Origin of the sequence: Arthrobacter sp. M4, assembly GCF_020251205.1 — a bacterium.
GTDB lineage: Bacteria > Actinomycetota > Actinomycetes > Actinomycetales > Micrococcaceae > Arthrobacter.
The window spans coordinates 213569-227666 of the sequence record NZ_JAIWYX010000003.1 but is presented as its reverse complement, the minus strand read 5'-3'; the positions used below and the strand labels follow the sequence as shown (position 1 = coordinate 227666).

Sequence of the window (14098 nt, the reverse complement as noted above, 5' to 3'; positions counted from 1 at the left end):
ACGGAGCGGGGACATTGGAAGTTCATTTTGAAGCAAGCTCAATCCAGCATCACACCAATAGGGTAGGTATATGAGACGCGCGAAAATCGTTGCCACGTTCGGACCGGCAATTTCCAGCTACGACAACACCGTGGCCGTGCTGGAAGCTGGCGTCGACGTGGCCCGCATGAACATGAGCCACGGCGACTACACCGTGCACGACAACACGTACAAGAACGTCCGCAAGGCTGCTGCCCAGCTGCACAAGCCGGTGGCGATCATGGCTGACCTTCAGGGACCCAAGATCCGCCTTGGACGTTTCGAGGATGGCCCGCACGCCCTTGAAGTCGGCGATATCTTCACGATCACCACGGAAGACGTCCCCGGCACCAAGGAGATCTGCTCCACCACGCTGAAGAGCCTCACTGAAGACGTCCGTGTGGGCGACACGCTCCTGATCGACGACGGCAAGGTCGCCCTGCGTGCCATTGAGGTCGACGACGTCAAGGTGGTCGCCGAGGTTACCGTTCCCGGCTTTGTCTCCAACAACAAGGGCATCAACCTGCCTGGCGTTGCCGTCAATGTTCCCGCACTGAGCGAGAAGGACGAGGACGACCTGCGCTGGGCCATCAACCGAGGCGTGGACCTCGTCGCCCTGTCCTTCGTCCGTGACGCAACCGACATCAAGCGGGTGCACGAGATCATGGACGAAGAAGGCCGCCGCGTCCCGGTCATCGCCAAGATTGAAAAGCCGCAGGCAGTGGACCAACTCCACGAGATCATCGACGCGTTCGACGCGATCATGGTGGCCCGTGGCGACCTCGGCGTGGAGCTTCCGCTGGAGGAAGTGCCGATCGTTCAGAAGCGTGCCATCGAGCTGGCCCGCCGCTGGGCCAAGCCGGTCATCGTTGCCACCCAGGTGCTCGAGTCAATGATCGACAACCCGCGCCCCACCCGTGCAGAAGCATCGGACTGCGCCAATGCCGTCCTCGACGGCGCGGACGCCGTTATGCTGTCTGGCGAGACCAGCGTCGGCAAGTTCCCGATCGAGACGGTCAAGACCATGGCCCGTATCATCGAGTCCACCGAAGAGCACGGACTGGAGCGCGTTCCTCCGCTGGGCACCAAGCCCCGCACCCGCGGTGGTGCCATCACCCGAGCCGCCGTCGAAATTGCTGACCAGCTAGAGGCGAAGTACATCTGTACCTTCACTCAGTCCGGTGACTCGGCACGCCGCCTCTCCCGTCTTCGCCCGATCAAGCCGGTCTTTGCGTTCACTCCTCTGGAGAACGTGTGGAACCAGCTCGCTCTGACCTGGGGCATCCGCCCGGTGCTCGTTCCCACCGTGGGGCACACCGACGAGATGACCGCACAAGTGGACCGCAGCCTGCTGGACATGGGCATTGTCGAGGACGGTGACCTGGTGGTCATCGCCGCCGGTTCGCCTCCCGGACAGGCCGGATCCACCAACTCGCTGAAGGTGCACAAGGTGGGCGACCTCGCCGATACCTCGCGCAGTGGCGAAGCCCCGGTCAAGGAAAAGCTTGGCCCGTGGCCGGAAAAGAAGAAGAAGACGACTCCTAAGGAGTAAGTCTTTGATGAACAGGGAGGGGCCCTGCCGACTGATCGGCAGGGCCCCTCCCTGTTCTCTTTTGCCGTCTGTGCACGCGGCTGTGTTTGCGGAAATCTGGAGACAGCAAAGCCCCGGCTGGGCAGTGGAACCGACCTGGCCGGGGCTTGCGTGTTTGCTAGTTGACCTGGTTGATGATGGTCTCGGCGACCTCACGCATACTCAGGCGGCGGTCCATGGAAGTCTTCTGGATCCAGCGGAAGGCTTCAGGCTCGGTAAGGCCCATCTTGGTGGTCAGGAGGCTCTTGGCGCGCTCCACGAGCTTGCGGGTGGCAAACTGCTCCTGAAGGTCGCTGACCTCGTTCTCGAGGGCCTTGATCTCCTCGTGGCGGGACAGGGCGATCTCGATGGCCGGGATCAGGTCCGCCGGCGTGAACGGCTTCACCACGTACGCCATGGCGCCGGCGTCACGCGCGCGTTCCACAAGTTCCTTCTGGCTGAAAGCAGTGAGCAATACAACAGGGGCGATCCGCGCCTTGACGATCTTTTCCGCGGCCGAGATACCGTCCATAACGGGCATCTTCACGTCCATAAGGACCAGGTCCGGCTTGAGATCGTTGGCCAGCACAACGGCCTTTTCGCCGTTGTCTGCCTCGCCTACAACGTCGAAGCCTTCGCCCTTGAGGATTTCAATGATGTCGAGGCGAATGAGGGTCTCGTCCTCGGCGACCACGACGCGGCGCGCCGGCTGGGAAGTGGGCTTTGACTCCGTCTGTTCTGACACGGGATCTCCTTGTTACGATACGGCGGGTTCACGTCTATCTTAGTTGGGCCCGCAACTGCGACCGCTTTATTGCAGCGCACCTTGCGGCACCGCGCGGGTGCGTTTCTGTAAATCAGCCTATCTGCATGTAGAGTAGTTTCGCGTGCTGCGGCAGATCGCGTTGCTCACAGATTCCGGGTCATGGGGTTGGGGGAGCGCGGACGGAAGCGGCACATGCCCGAGTGGCGGAATTGGCAGACGCGCCGCACTCAAAATGCGGTATCGAAAGGTGTGTGGGTTCGAGTCCCACCTCGGGCACAGTGTTTCGGCAGGTCAGGGCCTGTTTAAAGGTTGGGTGTTGACAAAAACCCCAAATCTGTTGACACGGGCCTAGCATTTTTATGTGGCCAGTATCCGCAAACGGACAAAAAAGGACGGTACATCGTCCTTCATGGTTTGCTGGCGGGACCCGAACACCCACGAGCAGCAGGGCCTCACGGTGGCCACGCAAGTGGAGGCCGAGACCCTCAGACGGCTGTTGGATGCCAACGGCCAATCGTTTGAAATCGCTCAGCACGCAATCCTAACCAATGCGAAGCTGGTGCCGACCGTCGCGGAGGTCATTCAGGAACACATCGACCTGCTGATCCGCCCTTCGAGCGGAACCACCAGGACTTATCAGACGATGCTCGATCTTCATGTGCGGGACGTGATCGGCCACATCCCAGTGGATAAGCTCGACTACCGGCATATAGCACATTGGGTGAAGTCGATGACGGCAAAGGGCCGTTCAGCGAAGACGATCCACAACGTGCACGGATTGATCTCGGCGGCCATGAATACGGCCGAACAGTTGAAATATATCCCTCGCAATCCTTGCCGCGGCGTACAGCTCCCCAACCTTCAAAAGCCTGAGGATGAAGCCATGTTCCTCACTCATGCCGAGTTCAGCATGGTTATTGAGGGCATGGCGGAGCGGTACAAGGCCTTTACGAACTTTCTCGTAATGACGGGAACCCGCTTTGGAGAGGCCACGGCAATAACTGTGGCGGACGTTGATTTGCTCTCCAAGCCGCCCACAGCGCGGATAAACAAGGCCTGGAAACGTGACGGCCAGAACCAGTACTACATCGGCCCAACAAAGACTGGCGCCGGCAAGCGCACTATCGGACTCAACCACGCCCTAGTGGAGCTGCTGATTCCGCTCGTTGCCGGTCGGCCGGGGAAAGATCTTCTGTTCACTACGCCGAAAGGTGGGCGGATCATTCAACAGGTGTACTGGCAGCACTATTGGCTGCCGGCCGTGAAGACCGCGAAAGCCAATGGACTGACGAAGTCGCCGCGCATACACGATCTGCGCCACACACATGCGTCTTGGCTAATCCAGGATGGGGTTCCGCTGTTCACGATCTCGCGGCATCTCGGGCATACTTCCACTCGGACGACAGAGCAGGTCTACGGGCACTTGATGCCGGAAGCCCTGCAGGCCACGGCAGATGCGATGGAGCGGTCGGTGTCGGGGTTTGTGCCGCTGCGACCGTTACGTGGTGATGCTTGAGGCACTACACAATTAGATCACCCCTTAGACGACGGCCAAGGCAATCGGCCCCCGGGCTGGGGAAACCGTTTTCAGGCGGGCACGATCACGGTAGCGGGCTCCGAAGCCGTCTTCCATGGCGACAACGGACATTCGGTGACCTTCCATGCGCGGGCGGGGTCAGCAGGATTCCTCAGAACTTGTTCCTGAGAAGTCCGATTGCGGGATCTCGAACGCCGCTGCGGAGTCATGTTCAGGCATGGCCACGCGCCGGAAAATTGTTCTGGACTGCGCTCCAACCTTGCCTGGTGATGCATCCTTTAGCGGACGCCGCAATGATGACCCGTAGAATGGCTCGGACGAGGTGCGGGCTCCTGAGCGTTGCGTTGGGGATCCCTAGCTCGCGGCGTGCCAACGCAGGGATACCTGACAGAACTCACCGGCAGCGACTTAGAGTTGGGAGTCGCACGCTCCGTGCGAGTAACGGATACGGTGGCGGCTTCTCCGCCACGGTCATGATTCTGATGCCTTCACAGCGGGCGTGTCCGTTGGCAGACTGATCCCGTGCCCAAGAAGATCCTTGTGAACGCGCGAGATGCCGTCGTGCCGATGAGCCAGTGCGCATCCTCATGAAGCAGATGAGTCTCCGGTATCCCGGAACGTGCCGGGCATGTGGTAGATATCTTCCGGCCCGGACGGAAGCGATCTACGAGAGCGAGGCGAAGACCCTCACCTGCTTGGAGTGCCTCCAAGGGGCCATGGAATCCGCGCCGGATCTCGAATCACCTTCTGATGGGTCGTCGCGGACCGAGTCTGGAGTAGCAGGATCATCGGCCCGACGTGAATACGAGCGTCGCAAGGCCAAGGATGAAGAAAACCTCCGCAAGAAATGGGGGCCAATCGGCGTCATCGCTGTGGCCCTCTCGGACGAGCGGCAGAGCACCAAGTCTTGGGAGCGAGGCGCCATCGGCGAGGAGCGCCTCGGTGCCCGACTCGATTCCCTAGCCACCGATGGAATCGCAGTCCTTCACGACCGACGAATCCCCGGGTCGAAGGCAAACATCGACCACATCGCCATAACTACCGCCGGAATCTGGGTGATTGACGCTAAGCGGTACAAGGGGCGACCCGAGCTGAAGATTGATGGCGGGATTCTTCGGCCACGCACCGAGAAGTTCCTCGTCGGCGGGCGCGACTGCACGAAGTTGATCGATGGGGCGCTCAAACAGGTCGACACCGTTCGGAACCTCTTCCACGATGCACCGGTGACAGGGGCACTTTGCTTCGTCGAAGCCGACTGGCCCCTCATCGGTGGCTCGTTCTCAACGCAAGGCGTTCACGTACTCTGGCCGAAGCGGCTAACCGAACTGCTTGTACAGGAGACTACGGGCGAGATCGACGTCCCTGCGATGCACAAGTTGGTGGCCTCACGGTTCAAACCCGCTTGATGCCAAGCATCAGCAGTCCCCAGTGCTGAACTTCAACGCCGACGCCAAGACGCCCTTAGACTCTCACAAAGCTGCCAAGGTCCGCTGATATCCACACCTTTTCGCAGCGAAACACAGAATGCTCAGGGAAATACGAAGATGTCCGGTCAACGGCCGGCTAGGACTTCGGTGTTGGAGGACGGACCATGCCCGGTGATGTTCAGCATCTCCGGGTGTTCGGACCCAGCATGTCCTCCTCAGTAGTTAGACACGCTGGGCCCACTTTAAGCGCGGGTGGCGCCGATATCGGTCTCAAGGGACACAGAAATGAATCCGATGCGAACTCGGCTGAGTGGTCGGTCAGTCGATGTTGCGCCAGTCGTGGTGGGCCAACTTCAGCAGATTGGCTAACTCGCGGCGGTTCCGATGACGCTCCGCCCGACGTTCATGGCGCAGACCGTCTCCGTCGTGGCAGACCGAGCAGCAGCATGTCTTGGAGCCGGTGTACTGGAACTCCCAGTGGCAGGACCGATTGGGGAGGAAGCCGCCGTTAGTGACGACCTGCCTACGGTCCTCCTGGACGTTGGCGGGCAGGTCGCAGATGCCGTCACGGTGATCGTGGACAGCGACGCGGCGCAGGGTACCGTCCCACAGGCGGACGCGAAACGGCTGGGTCTTGTCGGTACGGGACATGTGACGCTCCGAGTTCCTGCGGCAGCGTCCATCCCGCGGGTTGCAGGTAAGTCACTGCCGCCTAGGTATCTCGGCGTCACGAGCTCGGCGGACCATGTTCAGGAACATACTTCGAATCCGAGGTGCTGTCCACTCGCACTGGTCGGGCATCCACACGATCCGCGGCCAAGCGTCGCGTCGGGAAGAGTCGTCGAAGGTACCTGCTCATCTTGGGGTTCGCCCGTCAGGGAATCCGCACTATCGGGCCCGGTGTACAGAACTGCGGGCAAATTCACTCGAACAGGGTCAATTTACAGGAGCAAGTCGTGCTCTGGCTCGCGTCCCGATCAGCCTTCCCGCGGAGCCGGACTGGACTGGGGTGGAATTCGTTGTGCCATTGCCGCCGGGGAGGATCTCACTTAACCGAGCGATCTCTAGGATGTGTTCCGAGGTGAATATGATCTTCCCCTTTCCCCAACACGCGTGGGGAAACCGACCGCTGGAGGCTCCTTCGCGGAGCCATGCTTCTGTGCAGCGCATGAGGGCTGCGGCTTCGGCTGGTTCGAAGAATTCAAGCTCCATGGAAACTCCCAAGACTCACTAGTTGGTTTGCTGTTCATGGGCGCTCCAATTGAAACGGACATGACTGCATGAGTCGCTTCTTCAGCGTCATGGAAACTACTTCGAGCCAGCCAAGTGCTCTGGACATGTCCAGAGGGGAGGCGTTCAATTGACGTGAATGCAGTTTGTGCGCGTCTCGATCTGAAAGCGATCCTGATGGCCGAGCTGTCCGCTGCGAGGAGGGGCGCCGTGGAAGAACAATCAGTGCATGGATCGACTCCGGCGGTCGTAGCCGCAGACGCATTCAAATCCCTTCGACTTCCGAACCACCTGACCTTGGATGGCCTCGTTGAAATAGTGGAGGTACTGAGAGGCCGCCCGATCGAAATCGACGTCGCACCTGTCCTGAACGGCGGATCCGTCTGCGGGCTCTGGCTCTCAACGGAGGCCAGTGAAATCATCCTTCATGCCGTCTCGCCGTCAGCACTGCACAGGCAGCAGTTCATCCTTCACGAACTCGGGCACATGATCTTGCGCCATGATGAGTTGGGTGTCTCCGCGGAATACGCAGAGAGCCTCTTTCCCAATCTCAACGGGGAATTGGTGAGGAAGGTTCTGAACCGCAGCAGCTTCGTCGATGAGGTGGAAGCTGCTGCGGAAACTCTCGCCGATCTCCTTGCTGCTGCAATTCGTGACAGCGCAATCGAGCCGCGCTCCTTCGAGCGGATCTTCGGATGACTCAACTCGTTGCGGCCCTTGTCATCTGGGGATTAGTGCTATGCCTCTTGCCCGGTACTACGCGGCGCATGGACCACAGCATTCTTATTGCAGCCCTGACAATCGCTACTTCTCTGACTTTGAACATAGACCCGATCTACCTTGCGCTCGACAGAGCCCTTGGAAGCAGAAACGTCTTGGACGTCTGCGCCAACATCCTGATGGTGGTAGGGATTTACTTCCTCTCCAAGGCCATCCTTGGTGCGGCAGATCCACGTGAGGATATGGCTCGCAAAGACAGCATCGGACTCGGCATTCTTTGCTTGGTGATCCTGGGATTGATTGTGGCCTTCGTCCAAATTGACGCCACAGACTCGTCCACAAACTTCATGAAGGATTATGGGGACCAATGGGCTGCAGCTGTCTATTCCGCCATTCAATTCATCTACATTGGAGCTGTGGTTGCCCTAACCGGCGTAGTTTGCTTTAGGTTCCGCGGAGATATGGCGCGGCCGTACTTTCGTATCGGGTTCACTCTTATTGGAATCGGGTGCGTGCTGGCCCTCGTTCTCGCCTTGTCCGTTCTGGGAATGGACATAGCGCATCTCATGGGGGACGTCCGGACAATGGCGGCGCTGTCATTGGTCTACGACGCAAGTGTCGTGGGGGCAATGACCTTCTTGTGCATTGGTCTTGCGTTGCCGCCGGTAGCCCGTCGACTGACCGGACGAAGTGACTTGAAGAGGGTCATTGAATTGGGGGAGAGCCTTGCACCTGTGTGGGAGAAGATGACAGAGGCTCGTATGGAGACTCGCCTGCCACCTCCTGCGGTAACGGACGAACAGGTCGATGCTGCGAATCGACGCCTGCATCGCATGCTCGTTGAAATCCAGGATGCGCTCCTTATGGAACCTGCTACCGCAACTCTATTGAGCAATAGGGACCGAGAAACCTTGAGTCGCGCCGAAGACTATCTGGCCTCGCACCGCGGCTCGCGGATAGATGCCATCGGAGGTTCTGAAAAGGCCAGAAGGAACCTGCATAGATGACGTCCTCATCAGGCGAGTCCATGGAAAATCCCCAGGCAAAGCTCGCTCGAAAGCTCAATCTCTTGCTTGATCTGTACGAATCCCAAGGATCAGGACCACTTTCGTACCGAGAGATCAGCGAGCATATGGCAGCAAAAGGTACTCCTTTGTCTCGCTCTCGATGGGCCTATATGCGCTCCGGCGACAGTTCGATGGCGACGGAGCGGGAGCTGCTCAGGAATCTGGCTGAGTTCTTTGGGGTTGACTCCCAATACCTTTTGGATGAATCCGCCGAAATTCCAGACCTCGTGGAGGCCCAACTCAAGCTCCTCCGCTCCATGCGTGAAACGCGCGTCAAAAACTTCGCAGCTAGGCAGCTGCAAGGGATTTCGCCAGATACCCTGGCACGCCTCAGGGACGTTATCGACGAAAGGATGCGGCGGGGTGATGAAGAAAGTTACTAGGGTAATCGCTGGATTGACGGTCGCCGCTGCGCTTCTAGGATTGGCCGGTTTCCTGGGCGCGGGCTACTTTGCCAGGCGCATCGCCGTGCCTACGAAGGCGCGTAAGGAGGATCTTCGGATCCTCAGAGTGTTCGACGGCGACGACGGAACCTTACTCGTAGAGCTGCCTGCGTCACCGCTGACACGTGCTCGCGGCCGCTACAGTATCTGGTTCGCCAACGGCTCCGGGCACGCCTGCGTCGGCGAGGTTGTGGACGCCGGCGAGGGGACCGTGACCCGCGTCGTTGAGCGAGTCGATTATGGCGACATTCGGAGCGCAAACATAGGGATCTGGAGTGGCTATGCATACTCAAGACCAGAGCAGCTTGGTTTGCCGTATGACGACGTGGCAATTTCGGTCGATGGCGGGACAGCGCCAGCCTGGAAATTCGAACCGCTACAGCGGCCTGGGTCGACGTGGGCGATTCATATTCATGGGATGGGCGGTAAACGCGCAGGGACCCTGCGTGGTGTGCCCGTTGCACATCGGTTCGGCTTCACATCGCTAGTGGTGTCCTTTCGCAACGACGGCGAGGCGCCGCCGTCGGACGATGGCCGTTATTCGCTCAGCCAAAATGAATGGCTCGACGTGGAAGCGGCGGTGGAATATGCCATTGGTCGAGGTGCTGAGCGCATCGTGCTTTTTGGGTGGTCGCTGGGTGGTTCGATCGCGCTGCGTCTCGCAGACTTGTCGTCCAACTCAGACCGCATAGTCGGCCTAGTCCTCGACGCTCCCGTTTTGGACTGGGCCACAACGCTGACCTCAAATGGCAGAGCAAGTGGGCTGCCGAAGCCTGTGGCACTGCTCGGGCTGGGGCTTCTGCAGTCAACACAGATGCGTTGGGTGACGGGATTGAAGGAACGCATCGACCTCCAGGTTCTGGACTGGGTAAGCCGGGCCGCTGACCTTAGGACTCCAATACTCGTGCTGCATGGAGCGGAGGATAAGTCGACACCATTTGTGGTCTCGGAACGGCTGGCGAGGTCGCGCCCAGATCTGGTTCAGCTGGTTCGATTCGAAGTGCCAGGCCATTCGCTGGAGTGGAACGGCGACGTCGAGAAGTGGGAAGGTTCCGTCGCTCGGTTCCTGGGATCATTGCCGGCCGGTTGAAATAGAGCCGCGAGTTCGTCGAGTTGCCTGCGGATTGCGTCCGGTTGAGCTTTGAATTGGCCCCGAATATGTTTGACAATTCCTGCGCTGGACAGCAGAGCGAGGTGCCGGCGAATCGTAGGTGACGCGACATGCAGAGCCGCTGCAATCTCCGTGCACGTTGCGGGTCCGTGCGTGATCAGGAAGCGTACAAGGAGGCTTCGCGCAGGATTCATCAAGATATTCGCCATGGAGACCACAACCATTGATGAGAAGTTTTCTTTAGCTGTAGACGGGTCTACAGCTAAAGACGATACGCTCGTTCTGCAACAGATGGAACCTCCAGGCGCTCGCCGAGTTATTGCAGGCGTTGTCTACCCACGGAATACTGAGCAGTAATGCGGCCACCGACGAACGGAGGGGGTAAACCGAGTGTCTGGCGACGAATCTCGTTTGGAACATGCGAAGCTAACCCCTCAGGCCGAACTCGCACGCAGGCTAAACCTGCTCCTGGACGTTGCAGTTGCCGAGCGGGGAAAGCCCGTCACATTCCGTGAAGTCCAAGAGGAATTGGCGGCCAGGGGAATTACGATCTCGAGGGCCCGCTGGTTCTATATGAAAGACGGCACGGGAAGGCTCGTCAGCGATCCATCGGTGCTGGCAGCCATTTGTGAAATCTTCAACGTCGATGCTTCATATCTTCTTGATGGCGGGACCACGGACCTGCCCGAACGCATTGACTCCCAGCTTGAGTTTGTGAAGTCTTTACGCGCTGCGAGAGTTAAGTCTTTTGCCGCTCGAACGCTGGGGGACGTGTCACCGGAAACCCTTCGAGCGATCACCGAGTACCTCAATAAGGACATCAGCCGGCATCCCGAGGGTGAGCAGGCTGCCGCCAAGCTGCGATCTGACGAAGAGGACGAGCCGCAAAACCTGGGCTAACAGACCAAGGGGCGTGCCGCCGTCGGGCTTTCTACTTTTCCAACAGGTATTTAAGGTGAGCGTCCAGCAGTTCCTTGATGCGGTTCGTGTTGGCTGAATAGCGGGGCGAGCGGCCGTGTCGGCGCCCTGGTTCGACGTCGACGACGATAACGCCGGCCTCCTCCAAAGCGGTCAGATGCTTTGCGACGCTGGGCTCGCCCGCACTCACAGCTGAGACAATGTCGCCGCGGGTCGCCGGCCCGTGGGCTGACAGATAGCGGAGAATTTCATTCCGGGACCGGTTACCGAAGGTCGCGACGGCAGCCTCGACGTCCGCCGACCAGGCGGCGTCCTCAGGCTGCGTAATCCTCGGCATGACAGCATTCTTCCGGAAGGCTCTCGAAAAAGTAAGAACCGCAGCCTTGACGATACTTTAATTATCTTTGACAATAATTCATGTAACGTTTTGCTGATGCTGGTCGGATTCCGGAATCCATTTACGAGCGGCTTTATGCCGCTTTCGAAGTGTTCAATTCGATAGTCGAAGCCGGTGAAGCCATGGACGTCGAAGCCACGGCAAATCAAAGCAATGAGCAAGCACCATACCTCGGGGCAGTGGATGTCTCACTACGAAGCGCACCGACAGCCACAGAGACCGCAATACCTATAGATCAGATAATGACCGCCGTAGACGGGGTCCATCGGTATGTTATTTCGCGCCTGGCGCGCATTGGGCGGTCCTGCGATGTCGACGACGTTATGCAAGACATTCGCTTTGCGGTGTGGGACGGAGTCGCGAAGGGGCGCTACCACCGGATTCCGGGTGTTTCCTTCGGCGCCTGGGTTCAGGGCGTCTGCGGCAATGTCTGCGCTGCCTATATCCGCCGCGAATTCAGCCATCAAACCTTGCCGCTGCTTGTTGAGGCCACTACGTCCGACGTCGAGCCAGTCACGGACACGCTTGCCGTGCTTTGTCTGGATCGAGATTTGGACAGGAGCCCCGAGAAACTGGTCGATCAGGCGTGGGCGCAGACAATGCTTGGCATGGTACACCGTAGTGTCAACGAAGAAACATGGAGGCTTGCAACGGCGAGCCTGACCGCGCCCCGGAGGTATGGACCGCCGTCGCCACAAGACCGCCGGCGTTGGCATGCGGTAACGGTAGTCCGACAGACCGCCAAGACGATCAATGCAGCCCTCAACTGCGAGCCTGGGTCAGTTTCCGACGTCGACAGTCTTTGCCGATGCGCCGCGAACTGCCTGCCAACAACCATTCTTAGGAGGGTGGCCGATACGATTGTCCGCCCAGGTTTGCGAGGGCCGGAGCGGGCTGCTCAACTCGGGGCTCTCGCCGTTGAGCTCGGTGTCACTGAGCGGTATGTCGCCGTGAACATCGGCTTCGCCAGGCAGTTGTATCGAACCGCTTGGCGCGTTCTCCAAAGCGGCGCTGGCTCGCTCGTCTAGGAGGCGAGGATGCACTCGTTTCGCAGATCCGCTCGTGTGTATCTGTTGGCCGCGCTGGTTGGGGGCCTGGTACTTGCCAGCGGGCTCCTCCTGTTGTGGCCGTCGGCTCCTGACGGGGGAAGAGCGTCCAGGGCGACGGCGGCCCCCTCGGCGCCCTCTGAGGCGACAGTGCCGCCGTCGGACTCGATTCCGGGCAAGGCACCCACTGGCCCTGCTGAGAAGGAAGCGAACGACGGCGGTCTGCCGCACACGCTCGATTACCGGGCGCTCGCCGCCGCGGCCGCACAGAGAATTTACACCTGGGATACGCGAAGGTCGTCGTATTCCGACGTCTATTCCCGGATCCGCGATTGGTGGGAATTGCTGCCCGACGGATCGAATCCGTTGACCGTGCTGGCGCGGGAGTTTGAGAGCACAGGCGTCACCGCCAGCACATTTGCTGATTTAGCAGACCAGGGTGCACGCCGGACTGGCGTGACGGAGTCTCTCCGATGCGACCACGAATTGGCCAAGGTGCGCGATTATCCCGCTCCTTGGGCTGGGCTCCATGTCTGCACAGTGACCGTTCGGGTCAAGGACGAGTCGAACAATGGCCGTCGGGACTACTTGGCGCTCGTTAGTGTTATGGTCAATTGCCCGCCTGCAGCCGCAGCTCCGATTGACCGCTGTGCCATGGTCGGCTTTTATGCAGATCCCGACAGGATCGTGTATTAATGCCGGTACATCTGGCTGTCGTCGGACTGATGAAAAGGCGTTCACTTCTTCGGGTTTGCACTGCGTCAACTGTGACCCTGCTTCTGGTGGCGGCGATGGCCTTTCTTGGTGGCATCGCGGTGCTCGCTGCAAGGTCTGATGAGGCGCCGGCGTCATGCAATTCGGTCGCGGGCGGATCTGGTGCTAGGCAAGGGCGGAACGCTGCACTTCTGGAAATTCGCGACGGCGGTCAGCAGCTTTACGAGCTAACGTCCCGGCAGGAGTCCGTTGCCAGGGCCTACATTGCCGTCGGCAAGGAGTTACGAGTGCCGCGCGCCGGCCAGATTATTGCCATCATGATGGCGCTTCAGGAATCCAGTTTGAGAATGCTTGCCAACCCGAGCGTTCCGGCATCCCTCCAATATCCAAATGACGGTGTTGGGAATGATCACGACTCCATCGGGTCAGCTCAACAGCGGCCAGCGGCTGGTTGGGGGACTGTCGAGCAGTTGATGGATGCGACGTACAACGCCCGAGCCTTTTACGGGGGGCCGGCGGGTCCTAATCGTGGCAGCCCTCGAGGGCTTCTGGACATTCCTGGTTGGCAATCAATGGATAAAGGCGCGGCCGCCCAGTCTGTTCAAGTTTCTGCATTTCCTGAGCTGTATGCCCGTTGGGAACCTGCGGCGACAGCGATAGTGGGGGTGTTAGAGGGGAATACTGAGCCAACAACTTGCCAAGGATCATTCTCTGCCATGCCTGCTCCGGGGCTATCCCCGGACCTGAGTCAGGTTCGGCAGGACATCCTTCGTTTCACTCAGCAAGGCTTGGGCGGAAGGTATGTCTGGGGTGGCACTGCCTTCAAGGCGTGGGATTGCTCGGGTTATGTGCAGTGGATTTATCGACAAGCCGGAATTGAATTGCCGCGCGTGGAGCAGTGGAGAGTGGGCCTGCGGACGGAGAATCCTCAGCCTGGAGATCTGGTGGTTCAGAATCCGCAGGGTCCTGACAACTGGGGCCACGTAGGGATTTATGCGGGTGATGGGATGATGTACAGCGCCTTGAACCCGGCTGCGGGGACGTTGCTACATCCGGTAAGCTGGAATCCTGGTTCCGAATATTTTGATCTGCTGGAGTTATACCTGCAACATTGACCCGTCCGAGAGTCCTAAG

Annotated in this window: 15 protein-coding genes and 1 tRNA gene; 12 read left to right on the top strand and 4 right to left on the bottom strand. The window is 59.4% G+C overall.

Annotation, left to right across the window (positions count from 1 at the left end):
• The first annotated feature begins 70 nt into the window (after nucleotides 1–70).
• Nucleotides 71–1570 carry a pyruvate kinase gene (gene pyk / locus LD110_RS07515; RefSeq protein WP_225497889.1) on the top strand — a complete coding sequence of 500 codons (1500 nt, stop codon included), beginning with the start codon at nucleotides 71–73 and terminating at the stop codon, nucleotides 1568–1570.
• 157 nt (nucleotides 1571–1727) lie between these two features.
• On the opposite strand, the gene LD110_RS07510 is transcribed toward pyk, so the two are convergent.
• Nucleotides 1728–2333, bottom strand: a complete 606-nt coding sequence (locus LD110_RS07510) for an ANTAR domain-containing response regulator (protein WP_225497888.1) — start codon at nucleotides 2331–2333, stop codon at nucleotides 1728–1730.
• A gap of 215 nt (nucleotides 2334–2548) precedes the next feature.
• Here LD110_RS07510 and LD110_RS07505 point away from each other — a divergent pair.
• The 3 genes from LD110_RS07505 (at nucleotide 2549) to LD110_RS07495 (ending at nucleotide 5297) form a co-directional block, all read left to right on the top strand.
• A tRNA-Leu gene (locus LD110_RS07505) sits at nucleotides 2549–2630 on the top strand.
• Nucleotides 2631–2715: 85 nt separating this feature from the next.
• Entirely contained in the window at nucleotides 2716–3870 is a 1155-nt protein-coding gene (locus tag LD110_RS07500) for a site-specific integrase (protein WP_225497887.1), read from the top strand.
• Nucleotides 3871–4607: 737 nt separating this feature from the next.
• Entirely contained in the window at nucleotides 4608–5297 is a 690-nt protein-coding gene (locus LD110_RS07495; protein ID WP_225497886.1) for a nuclease-related domain-containing protein, read from the top strand.
• Nucleotides 5298–5636: 339 nt separating this feature from the next.
• On the opposite strand, the gene LD110_RS07490 is transcribed toward LD110_RS07495, so the two are convergent.
• Entirely contained in the window at nucleotides 5637–5969 is a 333-nt protein-coding gene (locus tag LD110_RS07490) for a hypothetical protein (RefSeq protein WP_225497885.1), read from the bottom strand.
• Between the two features lie 789 nt (nucleotides 5970–6758).
• Between LD110_RS07490 and LD110_RS07485 the strand changes: the two genes are divergently transcribed.
• The 4 genes from LD110_RS07485 to LD110_RS07470 are packed head-to-tail and all read left to right on the top strand — an operon-like array spanning nucleotide 6759 to nucleotide 9868.
• Nucleotides 6759–7247: a hypothetical protein gene (locus LD110_RS07485; RefSeq protein ID WP_225497884.1), complete on the top strand. Its 489-nt coding sequence runs from the start codon at nucleotides 6759–6761 to the stop codon at nucleotides 7245–7247.
• Nucleotides 7244–8275 (top strand): MAB_1171c family putative transporter, encoded by a 1032-nt coding sequence (locus tag LD110_RS07480; protein ID WP_308012418.1) that lies wholly within the window; start codon nucleotides 7244–7246, stop codon nucleotides 8273–8275. Before LD110_RS07485 ends, LD110_RS07480 begins: the two co-directional genes overlap by 4 nt.
• Nucleotides 8276–8295: 20 nt before the next feature.
• The gene (locus LD110_RS07475) at nucleotides 8296–8718 is read left to right on the top strand and encodes a hypothetical protein (protein WP_225497882.1); all 423 of its coding nucleotides are present in this window, start codon (nucleotides 8296–8298) and stop codon (nucleotides 8716–8718) included.
• The gene (locus LD110_RS07470; protein ID WP_225497881.1) at nucleotides 8702–9868 is read left to right on the top strand and encodes a S9 family peptidase; all 1167 of its coding nucleotides are present in this window, start codon (nucleotides 8702–8704) and stop codon (nucleotides 9866–9868) included. The genes LD110_RS07475 and LD110_RS07470 overlap by 17 nt, the downstream gene beginning before the upstream one ends.
• Here LD110_RS07470 and LD110_RS24040 read toward each other — a convergent pair.
• Nucleotides 9760–10083, bottom strand: a complete 324-nt coding sequence (locus LD110_RS24040) for a helix-turn-helix domain-containing protein (RefSeq protein WP_225498108.1) — start codon at nucleotides 10081–10083, stop codon at nucleotides 9760–9762. The two genes, LD110_RS07470 and LD110_RS24040, sit on opposite strands and share 109 nt — an antisense overlap.
• A gap of 196 nt (nucleotides 10084–10279) precedes the next feature.
• Between LD110_RS24040 and LD110_RS07460 the strand changes: the two genes are divergently transcribed.
• Complete coding sequence (locus LD110_RS07460) at nucleotides 10280–10789, top strand: hypothetical protein (protein WP_225497880.1); 510 nt, start codon at nucleotides 10280–10282, stop codon at nucleotides 10787–10789.
• Nucleotides 10790–10820: 31 nt separating this feature from the next.
• Here LD110_RS07460 and LD110_RS07455 read toward each other — a convergent pair whose 3' ends face one another.
• Entirely contained in the window at nucleotides 10821–11144 is a 324-nt protein-coding gene (locus tag LD110_RS07455) for a helix-turn-helix transcriptional regulator (RefSeq protein ID WP_225497879.1), read from the bottom strand.
• A gap of 302 nt (nucleotides 11145–11446) precedes the next feature.
• Between LD110_RS07455 and LD110_RS07450 the strand changes: the two genes are divergently transcribed.
• The 3 genes from LD110_RS07450 (at nucleotide 11447) to LD110_RS23855 (ending at nucleotide 14079) form a co-directional block, all read left to right on the top strand.
• Nucleotides 11447–12232, top strand: coding sequence for a sigma factor (locus tag LD110_RS07450; protein ID WP_225497878.1), 786 nt, complete (start codon nucleotides 11447–11449; stop codon nucleotides 12230–12232).
• 9 nt (nucleotides 12233–12241) lie between these two features.
• Nucleotides 12242–12946, top strand: a complete 705-nt coding sequence (locus tag LD110_RS07445; RefSeq protein ID WP_225497877.1) for a hypothetical protein — start codon at nucleotides 12242–12244, stop codon at nucleotides 12944–12946.
• 71 nt (nucleotides 12947–13017) lie between these two features.
• Nucleotides 13018–14079: an NlpC/P60 family protein gene (locus LD110_RS23855; RefSeq protein ID WP_308012417.1), complete on the top strand. Its 1062-nt coding sequence runs from the start codon at nucleotides 13018–13020 to the stop codon at nucleotides 14077–14079.
• Nucleotides 14080–14098 lie beyond the last annotated feature (19 nt).